Here is a 16,305-nt window from a genome sequence, read left to right on the forward strand (position 1 = left end):
AATTCAGCGCCCCTGGATTACCATCAGCTCGCCGATGTTTTCGCGGGTGATATAGCCAACCATGTGTCCCGATTTGGTGCATACAGCAATTGCGGGTGCACCTTTATGCAGGCCATTCAGAACTTGGTCCAAACCGCTGGTGAGCGCGACTTGTGGTATGTTCTTATCCATAATCGACGCTGCAGGCTCGGATCGGGGATGGTCGCTTGCTAACGCTGCGAACAGTCGGTCACGGGTGACAAAACCCAAAAGGCTGCCATCCTCGGCCAAGACCGGAAACTCGTGCTGGGTCGTATGAATGACCGCTTGAGCCGCCGTCGCCAACGTATCATCGGGCGACAACGCCTTGAACTCGGTGATCATCGCATCCCGGGCCTTAACACGCCGCGCAACCGAACGTAGCGCAACGTCCTGGTTTTCGGAATTCGCGGCAATGAAGACAAAGACGGCGATCAGAACCAGTATCGGGTTGCCAGAGGTCAGCCCCAGAAAACCAAGCCCGACCGCTACGATCTGACCGCCAAGGGCGGCGATCCGCGTGGCCTTGGCACGTTCCATCTTCATACATAGCAAAGCGCGGAATACACGCCCGCCGTCCATCGGAAATGCCGGGATCATGTTGAAGGCCGCCAGCAGCAGATTCACATAGGCCAGACGGCTCAATAGGTTCGTGCCTGCCGAGTCGATCTGGGCCAGCGATCCAAGTTGTATCCCCGCGCCTAAAACCACGAGGATGGCCCAGATGACGACGTTTACGGCCGGGCCTGCTAAGGCGACCCAAACCTCCTGCATCGGTTTTTCTGGCATCCGCTCAAGACGTGCCAGTCCACCGATTGGCAGCAAAGTGATATCAGGGGTGCGAATCCCGTATCGCTTTGCCATGAGCGCGTGACCGAATTCATGCGCGACGACACAGGCAAACAAAGCCAGAACGAACAGGATGTTGTTGAGCGCAGCGGGCCAACCGCCGCTGGAATACGCTGCAAAACCAACCCAGGCGAGCAGCAGGAAGAAGGTGACATGGACCCTCAGTTCCGAGCCGAGCAATCGGCCAAGTGAGAAGGACCATGCCATGTTGTTTCTCCGTTTGGTTTAGAACGGAATCTCGTCGTCATCGATGCCGCCGGATGCAGGGGCAGGGGCGCTGGACTGACCGCCATAGGGATCACCATAGCCTCCTCCGGCCTGACCACCGCCATAGCCACCACCGCCGCCACCGCCTTCACCGCGGGCATCCAGCATAGTCAGCTCGCTGCGGTAAGGGCGCAGGACAACCTCAGTCGAATAGCGATCCTGCCCCGACTGATCCTGCCACTTGCGGGTCTCTAACTGGCCCTCGACATAGACTTTGCTGCCTTTACGCAAATACTGCTCGGCAACGCGAACCAGAGGTTCCGAGAAGATGGCGACTGTGTGCCATTGGGTTCGATCCCGACGCTCACCAGTGTTGCGGTCTTTCCATGTCTCTGACGTTGCGATGCGCAGGTTGCACACCTTACCACCGTTCTGGAACGACCGCACCTCGGGGTCGGCACCGAGATTGCCGATCAGAATGACCTTGTTGACTGAACCCGCCATATATTCCCTCGTTTTACTCTGACTGGATGGCGCCCGAATCTGGCGCTGTATTCTGGTGCTGACCCTATACGGGCTACGACTTGGTTGAAACATGATTGATCGTGCAACGCTGAGCAGGAAAACATTAGGACTGTCTTAACCAAGCTTTCATTTCCGGCTGATTTAACTATAATCTGATTGGTTGTTGAGGGTGCAGGATTGGCATTAATGCGTTTTCTGGTCGGCGGTATCTCGGTATTGGGTCTTTGTCTGACGTCGTTTGCGACGCAGGCAGAAACGCTGTCCACCAAGAATCGTAAGGCGATATTCCTCAAGCAATCCAAGGTTTTGGATAATCGGGCCGCTACGCAATATCGCGGCTCTGAACGGCTTAAACCCAAGACCGAGCGTGGGAAATTCGTCAAGCGTTACACTGGTAACTATCGGGGCCAGTATCTCGATCATGCCAGAAAAGCAGCGCGGCAACATAATGTGCCGGAAGAACTTTTCCTGCGACTTGTTCAACAAGAAAGCGGGTGGAACCCGAATGCCAAATCCCACAAAGGGGCCTTGGGTCTTGCGCAACTGATGCCTCAGACAGCGCGGCTGCTGGGTGTCAATCCGCACGATCCGATCCAGAATCTGGAGGGTGGTGCGCGTTATCTTTCCTGGCAATACCGCAAGTTCAAGTCCTGGCGCCTTGCACTGGCAGCTTACAATGCAGGGCCCAAAGCAGTTGAAAAGCACGGCGGAATTCCACCCTACAAGGAAACCCAGAACTACGTAAAAGTGATCTGGGGGGGCTAGCTGCGCCGCAGCGTGTCTGTTTCTTGATCTACCGCCAAACGCTGTCCTAGTCTGATTGGATAACTTTTCGGACTGGTGCGAATTGCGATGATCAAAGATCGACCCAACATACCGCCCGAGACAATGGCGAACTGGCAGCGTTTGGTCGACCTTGTTTCGCAGCTGGCCGATGTGCCCGCCACTTTGATCATGAAGACCGAAGCGCCGGATCATGCGGTTCTGATCACATCGGATCATCCAGAAAACCCATACCCGGTCGGCATGAATTTTCGACTGAACCCGAAGCTCTATTGTCAGGGCGTTCTGGAACGCGACGGCGAATTTGTTGTCGAGGACGCAACCTGTGACCCGGCTTGGAGCGACAATGAGGACATGGAGCATGGAATGTCCTTCTATATCGGTTTTCCGCTGAAGTGGCCGGATGGTTCGGTATTCGGAACAATCTGCGTCTTGGACCGTCACCGCAATCGCCGAGCCTTGTTGTTTCGTGAAGGTTTGGCACAGTTTGCGCGCATGGTTGAATCGGATTTGGCTTTGATCCAAGAGGTTTACCTGCGCCGAGCGCTGGAAGTGAAGTTGAATGAAACTCTGGCGCAACTGGAGCACCGCGTTGCGGCGAGGACGCGGGAGCTGCAGGAAACAAACACGGCGCTACGGGTGCTGTTGACCAGTTTGGACGACGATCGGAAAGACCGGGATCAGGATATCGTAGATCAGGTTCGCACGATGGTGTTGCCATATCTGGACAAGTTGCGCGGGCTATTGACCGAAGGCGACGCCTCGCAAGTTTATCTGGAACTGGCCGAGCGTAATCTGCAAGAGATTACTTCAATGATTTCCGACAAGCTTTCGGATGCGTTTTCGGTCATGACGCCGACCGAGATCGAAATTGCTCAGCTGGTCATGTCGGGCAAAACCACGAAAGATATCGCCCGGGCGATGTCGCGCGAAACTTCTACAATTGATTTTCATCGTAACAATATTCGTCGAAAACTTGGCCTCGAAGGCCGTGATCAGAACTTGCGAAGCCATCTTTTGTCGATTTCGTGATTTCTGAATATGGGGATTTCCCCCATATTCCCCCCCGATTTTTCTGATCTGAGCAACCTGTGCCACGCGCGCTAGGCTGGTCGCAAGGGTGCGGACCAAGCCGTGCCTTTTCAACTCGGGAGGATAAAAAATGGATCGCAAAGATCTGAAACCCACAATTCTAAACGGAGAACGCGACACATTGGCAAGTGGTCTGTCGCGTCGATCGTTCTTTATGGCTGCCGGGGCCGCCGGCGTCGGTGCAGGGGCCTCACTGTTGGGTAGCAAACCGGCCGAGGCGCAATCGCAGGCCTGGCTGCAGCCTGGCAATAATAACCACGTAATCGATCTACAGGGCTCGACTGGTCAGGCAAGCACGGGAGCGGTTGGAATCGATTATTACGGTCACTGCGCGATTAAAATCACCTCTCCAAACGGAGCGACCGTGTTGTTTGATCCTTGGCGCGATGATCCCTCCGGCGCATGGGGCCTGTGGTTCCGCAACGAGTTCCCGCAGATCCCAGTTGATATCACCATGTCCACTCATGCTCATTTTGACCATGACGCTATCGAGCGACCAAGTTCCACAATGGTTTTAGACAGGATGGCGGGCAATTTTGAATTTGCTGATCTTAAGATCACAGGTTTTGCTGACAAACATGCCTGCGTTGCGCCGGGTTGGTACGAATGGACCAACGCCTTGGCCGAGTTTGGCGCGGAAGCTTGTCCGCCCAACAACGTCGGACATATGGATATGGTGGTCTACCTTGTCGAAACCGGAGGCATTCGCACCTTGATCTGGGGCGACAACCGCCACAATCCGCCTCAGGAGTTCTGGGATGCTATAGGACAGGTAGACGTGCTGACTTTGCCCGTCGACGGATCGGAACACATCCTTAGCTTCGATCAGGGCAACGATATTGTCGCCAAGCTCAAGCCCAAGATCATCATCCCGACGCACTACCTCAATGAGGTTACGTCATACACGCTTACGACGCTGCAGGCCGCAGACGATTGGGTCAAAAGCCAGCAGAGTTACAAGATGCTCGACAGCGCCAGTCTCAAACTGGAAGCCGGAGATGTGGCGGGTATGAACCAGGAGTTCATGCACTTCGGCAACAACGTGATGACGGGCTGATTACGATCAGAAACTGCCACTCACCCACGACCTGCGTCGCCTGTCTCCCCACTAAACGTGACGCAAATTGAAAGGGCCGGTCTTTGACCGGCCCTTTTCTTTCGTTTGCGCGGATTTATTCGGCCGCAATTTTGATAACCGGCTCCATTTTGGCCAGAATGTCTTCGGCAAGGTGACATTTCACCTGATGACCATCCGCAAGTGTTTGCACCGGAGGCACATGGGATTCGCATCGCCCATCCGGCACTTCTGATTTCCAACGACAGCGTGTTTGGAACGGGCAACCCGGCGGCGGGTTCATGGCCGAGGGGATATCGCCCTCAAGCACGATGTGCTGCTTTTCGATCGATGTGTCCGCGATTGGAACCGCACTTAGCAATGCCTCAGTGTAGGGATGATAGGGTGGGCTAAAGACCTGATCGGTGGTGCCCAGTTCAACCACATGCCCCAGATACATCACCATTACACGGTCACTGAGATAGCGCACGATTGAAAGGTCGTGACTGATGAACAGCAGCGTGGTTTTGTGCTCGCGCTGAATCTCCATCAACAGGTCCGTAACGGCAGCTTGTACGGATACGTCCAGCGCCGAAACCGGTTCATCCGCAACCACGATCCGTGCATCACCGGCAAATGCGCGGGCGATACCGACGCGCTGCTTCTGACCGCCTGAAAGTTGGCGTGGCATCCTGTCCGCGAAGGCGCGGGGCAATTTCACGAGATCCAGCAGTTCCAGCATCCGCTTCTTGCGATCCGCCTCGGAGTCACCGACACCAAAGATTTCCAGCGCCCGGATAATTTGACGGCCTACGGTCATCGACGGGTTCAGCGTGTCGAACGGGTTCTGAAACACCATCTGCACTTCGCCAACGGTCTTGGCGTCGCGTTCTTCGATGGGCACGTCCTCGATATTGCGATTGTCCAGCAGGATCTGCCCGTCGGTGGCCGTTTCCAGCCCCATCAAGACCTTCGCAAAAGTGGATTTGCCGCAACCGGATTCGCCGACAATGGCAAGCGTCTCGGATTCATGCGCTTCAAAGCTTAGCGTCTCATTGGCCTTGACCACTTTGGTCTCACCACCGCCGAACAATGCATTCGCAGCCACCTCATAGTATTTCTTGAGGTTATCCATTTTCAGAACAGTCCGGCCAATCTCGCCTTTCTCTTTCTGCTCACCAACGGTGATTGGCGCGTTCCAGTCGATTTCCTGGAATTTCAAGCATCGCGTGTGGTGTCGGTCGTTGCCCGGTACCGCCTCCATCAGGATATCCTTGGCGTCACAGCGACCTTCTTCGAAATAGTCGCAGCGCGGACCAAAGTTACAGCCCGGAGGCCGCTCATGGGGCAGGGGAAAGTTCCCAGGTATGGCCACCAGCGGGCGCGAGTTCTTGTCGGCGCCCGGCAGCGGGATCGAGCGGAACAGCGCTTGCGTATACGGGTGCTGCATTTCGTCGAATACATCCTTGATCGAGCCACGCTCGACGGCCTCACCTGAATACATCACGCAAAGCCGGTCGCAGGTTTCCAGCACCAGACCCAGATTGTGCGAGATGAACAGCATCGAGGTGCCGTATTTCTTGCCCAGATCCTTGACCAACTCGACCACGGCGGCCTCGACCGTCACGTCCAGAGCGGTTGTTGGCTCATCCAAGATCAACAAGGCAGGTTTCGACATCAGCGCCATCGCAATCACGATCCGCTGCTGCTGACCGCCTGACAGCTGATGCGGGAACGAGTTCAGCATCCGCTCAGGGTCGGGCAGGCGTACATCGGTGACCACTTCCAACGCACGAGCATAGGCCTCTTCGGCACCAACGCCCTCATGAATCATTGGCACTTCCATCAGCTGTTTGCCGATCTTCATCGCCGGGTTCAGCGAGGCCATCGGCTCCTGATAGATCATCGCGATTTCATTGCCACGAATGTCGCGCAGCTCCTCAGTGGTCATTTCACCCAGATCACGCCCCTTGAACTTGATCGAGCCACCGACGATGCGGCCATTCTTGCCCAAATCCTGCATGACACCCAACGCCACGGTAGATTTCCCACAACCTGATTCACCCACCAGACCGACGGCTTCGCCGGGTTGCACACTGACCGAGAAATCCATCACGGCAGGGATCTCACGAAGGCGGGTAAAGAAGGAAATCGAAAGCTTGTCGATCTCCAGGATTGGCCCGTCATAATCCGCCAGTTTGTTCATCTTATTACTCCTCGCGAGAGTCCGGGGGTTCCCCTTCATCTGGCTAAAAATATCTCGGGGGTCCGGGGGCAGAGCCCCCGGCCTCGATCACAATCAGTCCTTCAGACTTTCTTCGCGCAGACCATCCGCCAGCAGGTTCAAGCCAAGAACCAGCGACAGCAATGCCAGCGCGGGCGGCAGTGCGGGATGTAGATAGATCGACAGAAGCTTGCGCCCCTCGTTGATCGTCGAGCCCCAGTCCGGGCTTTCCGGTGGCAACCCCAGCCCGAAGAAACCCAAGGTTCCAAGTAGGATGGTCGTGTAGCCGATGCGCAGGCAGAAATCGACGATCAGCGGGCCACGCGCGTTGGGCAGGATTTCCCACAGCATGATGTACCATGGACCTTCGCCGCGCGTTTGGGCCGCAGCCACATAGTCGCGAGTTTTGATGTCCAGCGCCAGTCCGCGTACGATGCGGAACACGGTCGGAGAGTTCACGAAGACCACCGAGACGAACACCACCAGAATACCGCCTGGAATATCGAACAGATCAAGGTAGGTCGGCAGACCCCAGATGCGGTAGCTGTCGGTGTTGATGATGTAGCCACCGGTCGAAATCAGCGACAGGTAGAGCCAGAGCGCAACACCCAGAACCCCGATCAACAAAGGCGTTCGAAAACTGGGACGCGTATAGAAACGCGAATTCAGTAGAACGCCGAGGAAGATGATCGGGAACACGAACAGGATCGCGGCCATATAGTTCGGCACGCCGGTCGCTACGATCTCGGGCGTGACCAAAAGGTAGAACAGCAAGATCACGGGAAAGGCCAGGATCAGGTTCGCGAGGAATGACAGGAGCGTATCCAGACGCCCGCCATAGTAGCCTGCGGGTAAACCCAGAGTGATACCGACCATGAAGGCAAACATCGTCGCCAGCGGCGCGATCTGCACGACGATCCAGGCACCTTTAACCATACGGCTAAAGACGTCGCGCGCGAGGTTATCTCCACCCAGCAAATACCAAGCGTATTGACCGTCCTCCAGATTGGGAAGCGGGGTGCCCGGCACTTTGTTCTTCATACCCGAGATCTGCGACAGGGGATCGTGGGTTACGATCAGATCGAGTGCGCCAAATATGCCGGTGAACACCCAGAACATCACAAGGCCAAAGCCGATCATACCAATGGGGCTGTCGAACAGCTTGCCATATAGGCCCAGCTTGCGCTTGAACGCAATCGACATCGCATAAAGGATGATCAGCGACAGCCAGACGGGCAGAAACTGCTGAGAGATAGCGCCGATGATGCCAGCACTGGTCCCCATCAGGATGCCAAGGACAATGTACGCCACCGCGATTCCCACACTTGCCAAAAAGCTATAGCGCAGCGCCGATTGTATCAGGATTCTCAGGCCAGAGCTCGAACTGAGCGTCCCATCGGCATTCACAATCATCTGATCTTCGGGCAGCACGATACTTGCCAGCATCCAGACAACGATGGACAAAAGCATCAGTCCCAACGCAAGCATCAACAGCGGGTTCAGGAAGGCGATAGAGCCGGTCCAGGTAAGTGGTTCCATGATCTATCCCTCCTTACGAAATGCGGATGCGCGGGTTGAGGTAGACATAGCCGATATCCGAGATCAGCTGCGTCACCAGCACCACAAAGACCGACACGACCGAGATCGCCAGCAGCAGCTGGATGTCATTGTTGCCCGCTGCCTGTACAAGCGCCCAGCCAAAGCCCTTGTAGTTAAACAGGGTCTCGACGATCACGACACCATTCAGCAGCCATGGGAACTGCAACATAATGACTGTAAAGGGCGCGATAAGCGCGTTGCGCAGCGCGTGTTTCATGACGATATTCGGGAATGACACGCCTTTCAGACGCGCCGTCCTGATGTATTGCGCCGTCATCACCTCGGTCATTGAGGCGCGGGTCATCCGGGCGATATAGCCCATCCCGTAAAGCGCGATGGTCAACACTGGTAGGAAGAAATTCTCAAATGTCGGGTTCTCCATCGCCTGAGTGGCGGTGCCTTTGAACCATTTCAACCCGACGGCGGAGGATGTGAAGATCGCTATGAAGATAACGCCCGAGACGTATTCTGGGGTCGCCGTCGTCGTGATGGCAAAGGTTGAAAGCGTCCGGTCAGTGGCCGAACCTTCCTTCATCCCGGCCAGGATGCCCAGAATGAGTGCCGAAGGGACCATCAGCAGCATCACCCAGAACATCAGCCGTCCGGTCAGTGCCAGCCGGTTGCCAACAACGGTAGAGACCTCTTCCTTGAAGACAGTTGAATATCCCCAGTACCCCTGCAGGATACCGCAGAAATTCGGAGATTCCTCGGCAGTTTTGCCTGGCAGGATACATCTACCCTGAACGGTTCCGTCCTCATTTGTGTGTCGGAACGAGGGCAGGACACCGAGCCATTCACCGTATTTGATCGGCGTGGACTGGAGGTAGCCGTTTTTCTCCAGATAGCTTTCGACCTGTTCATCAGACATCCTGAAATTGCCCTGCGTCTTCGCAAGCTTTTCCAGGTTCGGGTAGAGATTGGTAAGGAAGAAGACCAGGAATGTCAGGCACAATGCTGTCAGCAGCATAATACCCACACGCCTTAGAATAAAAAGTCCCATGTTAGCCCCTGTTGATCGGCTGGCGTGACAGGCATTTCGCCCCACGCATTGCTATTATTCTGGTCGCCGTATTGAGGACGAAGGGCCGCGCCAGATTGGCGCGGCCCTTGTAGGTTTCGGCTTAGGAAGTCAGGCCGAACTTATAAAGCTGCGGCAGGTCCGCAATGTGCTTTTCGACACCGACCATATTGTCGCGGTGGTGACGCATCGCGGTCCGCCAATACGGCTGGATGACCACGCCTTCGTCGATCATGATCGCCTGCAGTTTCGCCATCACCTCGCGGCGCATATCGACATCCGCGATCGAGTTCGCCTCGGCCAGCAGCTTGTCGAACTCTTCGTTGGCAAAACCAGATTCATTCCAAGCGACACCCGACTTATACGCCAGTGCCAGAACCTGCGTGCCCAGCGGGCGGTGGTTCCAGTTGGTCGAGGAATACGGGTACTTGGTCCAGTCGTTCCAGAATGTCGAACCAGGCAGAACCGTGTGCTTTGCCTTGATGCCCGCATCGTTCAACTGAGCCACTACCGCAGCCGTGGTATTGCGACGCCAGTCATCGTCGATCGACTGCACTTCGTGTTCGAAATCGCCCATACCCGCTTCGTCCATCAGCGCCTTTGCGCCTGCCGGATCGTAAGGGATACGCGTCACAGCCGAGTCGTACTCGGGGTGCATCGGGCCGACATGACAGTTGTCGGCAGTGATGCCGTAGCCGGACATGCCAAGTTCAAGGCAGACGGCGTTGTCAACTGCCATGGCAAGGGCCTGACGGACCCTCTTGTCGCCATAGATTTTGTTGCCATCGGCGTCTTCAGCCAGCTGGTTGGGGCGAATGACAATGGTAAAGCCCGATGGGATTTCCGAGCGGACAAGGCCAATACTGTCAAAGATGTCGACAAACTCACCAACCGATTCCCAGTTCATATCGATCTCTTCGGCCTCATAGGCGGCCAAGAAAGCAGCAGGGTCAGTGCCATAATCGATGAATTCGATCCGGTCGATATAGCCGCCTTTACCAGCTTCGTAGCCCCACCAGTCAAAGCCTTCGTTGCGGACCAGAACGCCCTTCACGCCGACCTCATGGCTTTCGGGCATCATGAAACCCGTACCAACTGGGTTGGACAGCATATCATTTGCATCAAAGCTGCTGTGTACGATTGCACCCGGATAATCTGCCATGCCGGGGATGATCGTGATATCCGGCGCGTTGCACTTCAGCTTGACTGTATGCGAGTCGACAACGGTGATGGCGCCATCTGCGGCTTTCTGAGTGCTCTCATCCATCAGTGAGGCCATGCGCGAGGCCATCGAGTTCCCTTCCAGAGACCCGTCGCACCAACCTTCGATATTGCGAGCTACGTCTTCGGCAGTGAAATCGTCACCATTGTTCCACTTCACACCTTTGCGGACGTTCAGCGTGTATTCAGTGGCGTCATCATTGGCTTCCCAGCTTTCCAGCAGCATGGGTTTGAACGAGCCGTCATTATTGTATTCGACAAGATATTCCAGCCAGCCAGCCGTGAAGGTTGCGATCTGCGTCCAGTCATATGTGCGCGGGTCTTTCAGTGCGCGCACTTCCATTTGATAGCGGATGGTGCCGCCACGCTGAGGTTCGGCAGCGGCTGCCGGTGACTGCAGGCCAATCATGCCATATGCCGTCGGTACGGCAACGCCCAGCGCGGTTACACGGGCCAGAAATTCACGACGGCTCAGATTGCCCTCACGATATTCCTTGGCGTGCATCTCTGCCGCCCAATGCATCGGCTTTCCGTTGATTGTCTGGTTTTCCATAGATGTCTCCCTGTGACACATAATTTTTTTAGATTTCGTGTTTCTGATTGATAGAGCCGGGCACTACAGGGACCGTTTGGTCTCGGTTGGTAGGGCCACGGGCTTGGATTTACGATTTATCAACATCCCCATAGCCGCATTCGGCACCAGTTTTTTCCCTGCGTCAATGTTGGAAATCGTCATAGATGGTACAAAAACGACATCCGAGCAGAAAGTGAGGTTCGGAAAGTTTCAATGTGAAAGGAAACGAGACACGTTGTGACGGATAGATGGATATATATCTATCTCTCACCATGGTGCTGATTAAGGCGTTGTTATATTAGGCTTTATCGTCTCCGGCGACTGCAGCCTTCAACACGCAGCGTCAAGGTGATGCCAGAACTTCATGCGCGCACGGAACCATGTGCGTTGGCGCTTGGCAAACTGCCGTGTCGCGATCGTCGCTTTTTCGCGCGCCTCATCCAGTGTCATGCGGCCGTCCAGGTAGCCCATTAGCTCCGGAACGCCGATCGCTTTACAGGAGGGAAAAGAGGGGTCATAGCGATCGCGCATGGCCTCCACTTCCTCTATAGCTCCTTGGTCCAACATCAGGTCGAACCGCCGGTTGATGCGATCCAGAAGCCAGTCTTTTCTGGCGTCGAAAACAATCGGTACCGTGTTTTGAATATCCAGTATCGGGGCGGGTGTGTCAGCCTGCCAATCCGAAAGGGATCGCCCGGTTGCGTTCTGAACCTCCCAGGCGCGCTGAACACGCGCGCGATTTTGGGTGTCGATCCTCTGCAGGGTCAGACCGTCCAAACCCGCGATCAGTTCTTGCAACGGCAACTTATCCGCGTGTTCCCGGATTTCCGGCGGGGTTGCAGGGATATCGGCCATCCCCTCGGTCAGAGCTGTGAAATACAGACCGGTCCCTCCGACGATTATCGGACGAGGGCGTTGCGACAGCATCGGCGTGACCTCTCGCAGCCAATGACCAGTCGAATAGGTCTGGTCATAGGCAACATGCCCATACAAACGGTGCTGTGCGCGGGCCTCATCCTCGGGCGAGGGTCGGGCCGAGATAATACGCCAGCAGTCATAGATTTGACTGGCATCGGCGTTGACAATCACGCCTCCGAAACGCTCGGCGATCAACAGCGCCAGCGCCGATTTACCCGAGGCAGTGGGCCCGGCGATCAATACAGGTTTGTCATCGGGAATCGACGGCAATTGCGCCAAAAGCCGGTTCTCAGAGTTGTCGGCCATGACTGGTTGCCCCGTTCCTGACTATCCGCATTGAACCTGCGGAGGTTTTGCTTCATTTTGCGCCGGAAAATAACCCCGTGCCAGCCCGGAGCGCAACATGAGCCTTTCCCCTTCCGTCGAGACCACCGAGACCCCAAAAACAACATATGACCGTGTCATGTTGAAGATTTCCGGCGAGGCGCTGATGGGAGATCAGGGATTCGGACTGCATCCGCCCACCGTTCAGCGCATCGCGCAAGAGGTCAAATCGGTTCATGATCTTGGTGTTGAGATTTGCATGGTCATCGGGGGTGGCAATATCTTCCGTGGTCTGTCTGGATCTGCGCAGGGGATGGAGCGTACGACAGCCGACTACATGGGTATGCTGGCGACTGTCATGAACGCGCTGGCGATGCAATCCGCTCTGGAGGGGGTAGGGGTCTTTACACGTGTAATTTCGGCCATTCGGATGGATGAGGTGTGCGAGCCCTACATTCGCCGCCGTGCTGTTCGTCACCTTGAGAAAAAGCGGGTTTGCATCTTTGCCGCAGGAACCGGGAACCCCTATTTCACCACCGATACCGCTGCGACTCTGCGCGCTAACGAAATGGCGTGTCAGGCGATCTTTATGGGCAAGAACGGTGTGGATGGCGTTTATGACAAAGACCCCAAGGTACACTCGGATGCAGTGCGCTATGATCAGGTTTCCTATGACGATGTTTTGGCCAAGCGGCTGCGCGTGATGGACGCATCGGCCATTGCATTGGCGCGCGACAACAATCTGCCACTGATCGTTTTCGGTCTGGATGAACCCGGCGGGTTCCGCGGCATCCTGGCGGGTGAGGGGACTTATACCAAAGTTCAGGGCTAATGCTGATTTGAGCAACACTGAGCCGGGCATCTCTGCCCGGCATTTTCCTACCTAAAAGAAACTAAGCCCCGCGTGGGCCAATGACTTCGTCAGTGCACGCATTGCGTGGCGGCAAAAAATACCATTAACGCAATCACTTGACCCAACCTTCTACCTCTGGCTATCTGGCCGGGTCTGCTGGTGGTGATGGGGCCATCATGGGGGCTGCCGTCGATCCTTACCCGTTCCAAGGACCTGCGGCTGGGCTGGAAGACCTGCCTTGTTTTCGGGGATGTCCGGACTTTGCGCGGGCAACGACCCGGACTGTAGTGCATGATAAGGGAGAGAGATGCGATGGGCGCTCTTGATATTGAATTCGTTCGGGCACAGTTCCCGGCCTTTTCGGAACCCAGCCTTCAGGGACAGGCCTTTTTTGAGAATGCAGGTGGATCCTATACCTGCAAACCTGTGCTTGATCGGTTGAGCCGGTTCTACACCCAGCGAAAGGTTCAGCCCTACGCGCCCTATGAGGCGAGCCGTGCGGGTGGCGCGGAAATGGACGAAGCACGAGCGCGACTTGCCGCGATATTGGGGGTGGAAACAGATGAGCTGAGCTTTGGCCCTTCGACGACGCAGAACACCTATGTACTGGCTCAGGCATTCCGGCAGTGGATGCAGCCGGGCGAAGCGATTGTCGTGACCAATCAGGACCACGAAGCAAACTCGGGGCCCTGGCGGCGATTGGCCGATGAGGGGATCGAAATTCGGGAATGGAAGATTGATCCGGAGAGTGGGTCTTTGAACCCGCAAGATTTGGAGAATTTGCTGGACGAGAAAGTGCGGCTGGTGTGCTTTCCGCATTGCTCGAATGTCGTTGGGGAAATCAACCCGGTCACCGAAATCACCGCGATCGCCCATGCTGCGGGTGCTTTTGCCTGTGTCGACGGGGTTTCTTACGCACCGCACGGGCTCCCCAATGTCGGTGATCTGGGCCCAGATATCTATCTGTTTTCCGCCTACAAAACCTATGGCCCGCATCAGGGTTGCATGGTTATTCGACGAGCTTTGGGTGAATTGCTGCCCAACCAAGCGCATTATTTTAACGGCGACACTCTTTTCAAGCGGTTCACACCAGCCGGGCCTGACCATGCTCAGATCGCGGCCAGCGCAGGCATGGCGGACTATGTGGACCTGCTTTGTGCCCATCATGGAGGACCGGAAACAGGAGCTTCGGCAAGGGGGTCCTTTGTGCATGATCTGATGCGGGAACACGAGGTCGCTTTATTGCAACCTCTACTGGACGCGGTCAAAGACCGGAACGCTCTGCGCCTGATCGGACCGTCTGATGCCAGTCGGCGCGCACCGACGGTAGCGTTAAGTCTGAATAAGAAGGCCGAGCCTGTTGCTGCCGAGCTTTCCAAACACGGTATCATGACGGGTGGCGGTGATTTCTACGCACATCGCCCGTTGCAAGCGATGGGCGTTGACGCAGAACAAGGGGTCTTGCGCCTTAGCTTTACACACTACACCAGTCGACAGGAAATTGATCAGCTTTTGGAGGCGCTTGACCGCGTTTTGTGATCCAGTTTCTGCGGCGCTTCGTAGTTCGAAGAAAACATGGGGCGGACATGGATTTTGATCATTCTCCGATCATTTTGTGGTTCAGGCGCGATCTTCGGTTAGGAGATCATCCGGCGCTGAGCGCGGCGGTGCAATCAGGTCGACCCATCGTGCCCGTATTTGTTCTAGATCATCAGGTTCAGACTTTGGGTGCCGCGCCGAAATGGCGCCTTGGTCTGGGCCTTGACGCTTTTGCCGGCAGGCTTGAGCAGCTTGGCAGCAAGTTGATACTGCGCCAGGGTCAAGCACTGGATGTTCTTTGTGAACTGGTCAGAGAAACTGGGGCAGGCTCCGTATTCTGGACGCGGGCTTATGATCCAGAGGCGATCAACAGGGATACCCAGATCAAGGCTGCTTTGACCGAACAGGGTATCCAGGCACAGTCTTTTGCTGGCCTGCTTTTGTTTGAGCCTTGGACGATCGCCACCAAAACCGGCCAGCCGTTTCGGGTCTTCACTCCGATGTGGCGATCAGTGCAGGGGCGCGAAGTCTCTTTGCCCGAGCCCGCGCCCACGCGGCTTATGACGCCGAAAACCTGGCCTGCGTCCGATCAATTGTCTGATTGGCGACTGGATCGGGATATGCAGCGCGGGGCCGCAGTGGTCCGCCCGTTTGTCCACCCGGGCGAAAATGCGGCGCTGGACCAGTTGGATGTGTTTCTAGAACGTATTGATCAGTATCGCGAACAGCGGGATCAACTGGATCAATCTGGAACCTCTGATCTTTCAGAATACCTTGCACTGGGCGAGATCGGGCCGCGTACAATCTGGCATCGGGTGCAAATCGCCGACCAAACCGGGGCGCATGGTGGTGAAGGCTATCTGCGTCAGCTTGTGTGGCGTGAGTTCGCATATCACTTAATGTACCACTGGCCGCATCTTCTGAGTGCCAATTGGAAGCCTGAATGGGACGCATTCCCTTGGAATACAGATCCCGACACGCCCGAAGTGCGCGCGTGGCGTCAGGCAAGAACCGGAATTCCGCTTGTCGATGCCGGTCTAAGACAAATGTATGTCACCGGACGCATGCACAATCGGGCTCGGATGATTGTCGCGAGTTATCTGACAAAGCATCTGATGACGCATTGGAAAATCGGCGCAGACTGGTTCGGGGATTGCCTGATCGACTGGGACCCAGCTGCAAATGCGATGGGATGGCAATGGGTGGCCGGTTGCGGCCCTGATGCCGCACCGTATTTCCGTATCTTCAATCCCGACACACAGCGCGAGCGGTTTGATCCAAACTCAGGTTTTGTGCGTCGCTGGATTGCCGAGGGCCAATCCGAGCCGCCATCGAACGCGCTAGCCTATTTTGATGCCGTGCCGCGATCATGGGGGCTTTCTCCTGACCAGATGTATCCCGCACCGGTGGTGGGGCTGAAGGAAGGCCGCGCCCGTGCGTTGGGCGCGTATAATGCCGGAAAAGACCAGTAAGGAACTGAAAACTTGCCAGAAACCGAATCCCGTCC

The 16,305-nt window shown here is 55.9% G+C and carries 13 protein-coding genes; 6 read left to right on the forward strand and 7 right to left on the reverse strand.

Going from position 1 to position 16,305, the window contains the following annotated elements; genetic code table 11:
* Positions 1 to 3 precede the first annotated feature (3 nt).
* Both ACR0AY_RS01320 and ssb read right to left on the reverse strand, forming a co-directional pair.
* On the reverse strand, positions 4 to 1,074 hold the full coding sequence (locus tag ACR0AY_RS01320; RefSeq protein WP_170510331.1) for a site-2 protease family protein: 1,071 nt from the start codon (positions 1,072 to 1,074) through the stop codon (positions 4 to 6).
* Between the two features lie 18 nt (positions 1,075 to 1,092).
* Positions 1,093 to 1,578 carry a single-stranded DNA-binding protein gene (ssb, locus tag ACR0AY_RS01325; RefSeq protein ID WP_170393305.1) on the reverse strand — a complete coding sequence of 162 codons (486 nt, stop codon included), beginning with the start codon at positions 1,576 to 1,578 and terminating at the stop codon, positions 1,093 to 1,095.
* Between the two features lie 207 nt (positions 1,579 to 1,785).
* Here ssb and ACR0AY_RS01330 point away from each other — a divergent pair, with 207 nt between their 5' ends.
* From ACR0AY_RS01330 to ACR0AY_RS01340, 3 genes are all read left to right on the forward strand, one after another.
* A complete protein-coding gene (locus ACR0AY_RS01330) occupies positions 1,786 to 2,364 on the forward strand; it encodes a lytic transglycosylase domain-containing protein (protein ID WP_170405293.1) in 579 nt (192 codons plus the stop codon).
* 87 nt (positions 2,365 to 2,451) lie between these two features.
* Complete coding sequence (locus tag ACR0AY_RS01335; RefSeq protein WP_170510328.1) at positions 2,452 to 3,414, forward strand: LuxR C-terminal-related transcriptional regulator; 963 nt, start codon at positions 2,452 to 2,454, stop codon at positions 3,412 to 3,414.
* 130 nt (positions 3,415 to 3,544) lie between these two features.
* Positions 3,545 to 4,531, forward strand: a complete 987-nt coding sequence (locus tag ACR0AY_RS01340) for an MBL fold metallo-hydrolase (protein ID WP_170393302.1) — start codon at positions 3,545 to 3,547, stop codon at positions 4,529 to 4,531.
* 115 nt (positions 4,532 to 4,646) lie between these two features.
* Here ACR0AY_RS01340 and ACR0AY_RS01345 read toward each other — a convergent pair whose 3' ends face one another.
* The 5 genes from ACR0AY_RS01345 to miaA form a co-directional block, all read right to left on the reverse strand.
* Positions 4,647 to 6,734 (reverse strand): dipeptide ABC transporter ATP-binding protein, encoded by a 2,088-nt coding sequence (locus ACR0AY_RS01345; protein ID WP_170393301.1) that lies wholly within the window; start codon positions 6,732 to 6,734, stop codon positions 4,647 to 4,649.
* A 93-nt stretch (positions 6,735 to 6,827) separates the two neighbouring features.
* Complete coding sequence (locus ACR0AY_RS01350) at positions 6,828 to 8,291, reverse strand: ABC transporter permease subunit (RefSeq protein WP_170510325.1); 1,464 nt, start codon at positions 8,289 to 8,291, stop codon at positions 6,828 to 6,830.
* Positions 8,292 to 8,304: 13 nt separating this feature from the next.
* Positions 8,305 to 9,351, reverse strand: a complete 1,047-nt coding sequence (locus ACR0AY_RS01355; RefSeq protein WP_170393299.1) for an ABC transporter permease — start codon at positions 9,349 to 9,351, stop codon at positions 8,305 to 8,307.
* 121 nt (positions 9,352 to 9,472) lie between these two features.
* Positions 9,473 to 11,143, reverse strand: a complete 1,671-nt coding sequence (locus tag ACR0AY_RS01360; protein WP_170393298.1) for an ABC transporter substrate-binding protein — start codon at positions 11,141 to 11,143, stop codon at positions 9,473 to 9,475.
* A 351-nt stretch (positions 11,144 to 11,494) separates the two neighbouring features.
* A complete protein-coding gene (miaA, locus tag ACR0AY_RS01365) occupies positions 11,495 to 12,388 on the reverse strand; it encodes a tRNA (adenosine(37)-N6)-dimethylallyltransferase MiaA (protein ID WP_170510322.1) in 894 nt (297 codons plus the stop codon).
* Between the two features lie 97 nt (positions 12,389 to 12,485).
* Here miaA and pyrH point away from each other — a divergent pair, with 97 nt between their 5' ends.
* The 3 genes from pyrH to ACR0AY_RS01380 all read left to right on the forward strand — a co-directional run bounded on the left by pyrH (position 12,486) and on the right by ACR0AY_RS01380 (position 16,270).
* Positions 12,486 to 13,238: a UMP kinase gene (pyrH, locus tag ACR0AY_RS01370; RefSeq protein WP_170405311.1), complete on the forward strand. Its 753-nt coding sequence runs from the start codon at positions 12,486 to 12,488 to the stop codon at positions 13,236 to 13,238.
* 333 nt (positions 13,239 to 13,571) lie between these two features.
* Positions 13,572 to 14,798, forward strand: a complete 1,227-nt coding sequence (locus tag ACR0AY_RS01375) for an aminotransferase class V-fold PLP-dependent enzyme (RefSeq protein WP_480453641.1) — start codon at positions 13,572 to 13,574, stop codon at positions 14,796 to 14,798.
* Between the two features lie 47 nt (positions 14,799 to 14,845).
* On the forward strand, positions 14,846 to 16,270 hold the full coding sequence (locus ACR0AY_RS01380; protein WP_170510317.1) for a cryptochrome/photolyase family protein: 1,425 nt from the start codon (positions 14,846 to 14,848) through the stop codon (positions 16,268 to 16,270).
* Positions 16,271 to 16,305 lie beyond the last annotated feature (35 nt).

It is taken from the genome of Ruegeria sp. A5 (assembly GCF_056543005.1).

Excerpts from the sequence above, each read along its gene's own strand:
- ACR0AY_RS01355 (WP_170393299.1), bottom strand. The coding sequence starts at position 9,351 with ATGGGACTTTTTATTCTAAGGCGTGTGGGTATTATGCTGCTGACAGCA.
- ssb (WP_170393305.1), bottom strand. The coding sequence starts at position 1,578 with ATGGCGGGTTCAGTCAACAAGGTCATTCTGATCGGCAATCTCGGTGCC.
- ACR0AY_RS01350 (WP_170510325.1), bottom strand. The coding sequence starts at position 8,291 with ATGGAACCACTTACCTGGACCGGCTCTATCGCCTTCCTGAACCCGCTG.
- ACR0AY_RS01330 (WP_170405293.1), top strand. The coding sequence starts at position 1,786 with ATGCGTTTTCTGGTCGGCGGTATCTCGGTATTGGGTCTTTGTCTGACG.
- miaA (WP_170510322.1), bottom strand. The coding sequence starts at position 12,388 with ATGGCCGACAACTCTGAGAACCGGCTTTTGGCGCAATTGCCGTCGATT.
- pyrH (WP_170405311.1), top strand. The coding sequence starts at position 12,486 with ATGAGCCTTTCCCCTTCCGTCGAGACCACCGAGACCCCAAAAACAACA.
- ACR0AY_RS01360 (WP_170393298.1), bottom strand. The coding sequence starts at position 11,143 with ATGGAAAACCAGACAATCAACGGAAAGCCGATGCATTGGGCGGCAGAG.
- ACR0AY_RS01345 (WP_170393301.1), bottom strand. The coding sequence starts at position 6,734 with ATGAACAAACTGGCGGATTATGACGGGCCAATCCTGGAGATCGACAAG.
- ACR0AY_RS01320 (WP_170510331.1), bottom strand. The coding sequence starts at position 1,074 with ATGGCATGGTCCTTCTCACTTGGCCGATTGCTCGGCTCGGAACTGAGG.
- ACR0AY_RS01375 (WP_480453641.1), top strand. The coding sequence starts at position 13,572 with ATGGGCGCTCTTGATATTGAATTCGTTCGGGCACAGTTCCCGGCCTTT.
- ACR0AY_RS01340 (WP_170393302.1), top strand. The coding sequence starts at position 3,545 with ATGGATCGCAAAGATCTGAAACCCACAATTCTAAACGGAGAACGCGAC.
- ACR0AY_RS01335 (WP_170510328.1), top strand. The coding sequence starts at position 2,452 with ATGATCAAAGATCGACCCAACATACCGCCCGAGACAATGGCGAACTGG.
- ACR0AY_RS01380 (WP_170510317.1), top strand. The coding sequence starts at position 14,846 with ATGGATTTTGATCATTCTCCGATCATTTTGTGGTTCAGGCGCGATCTT.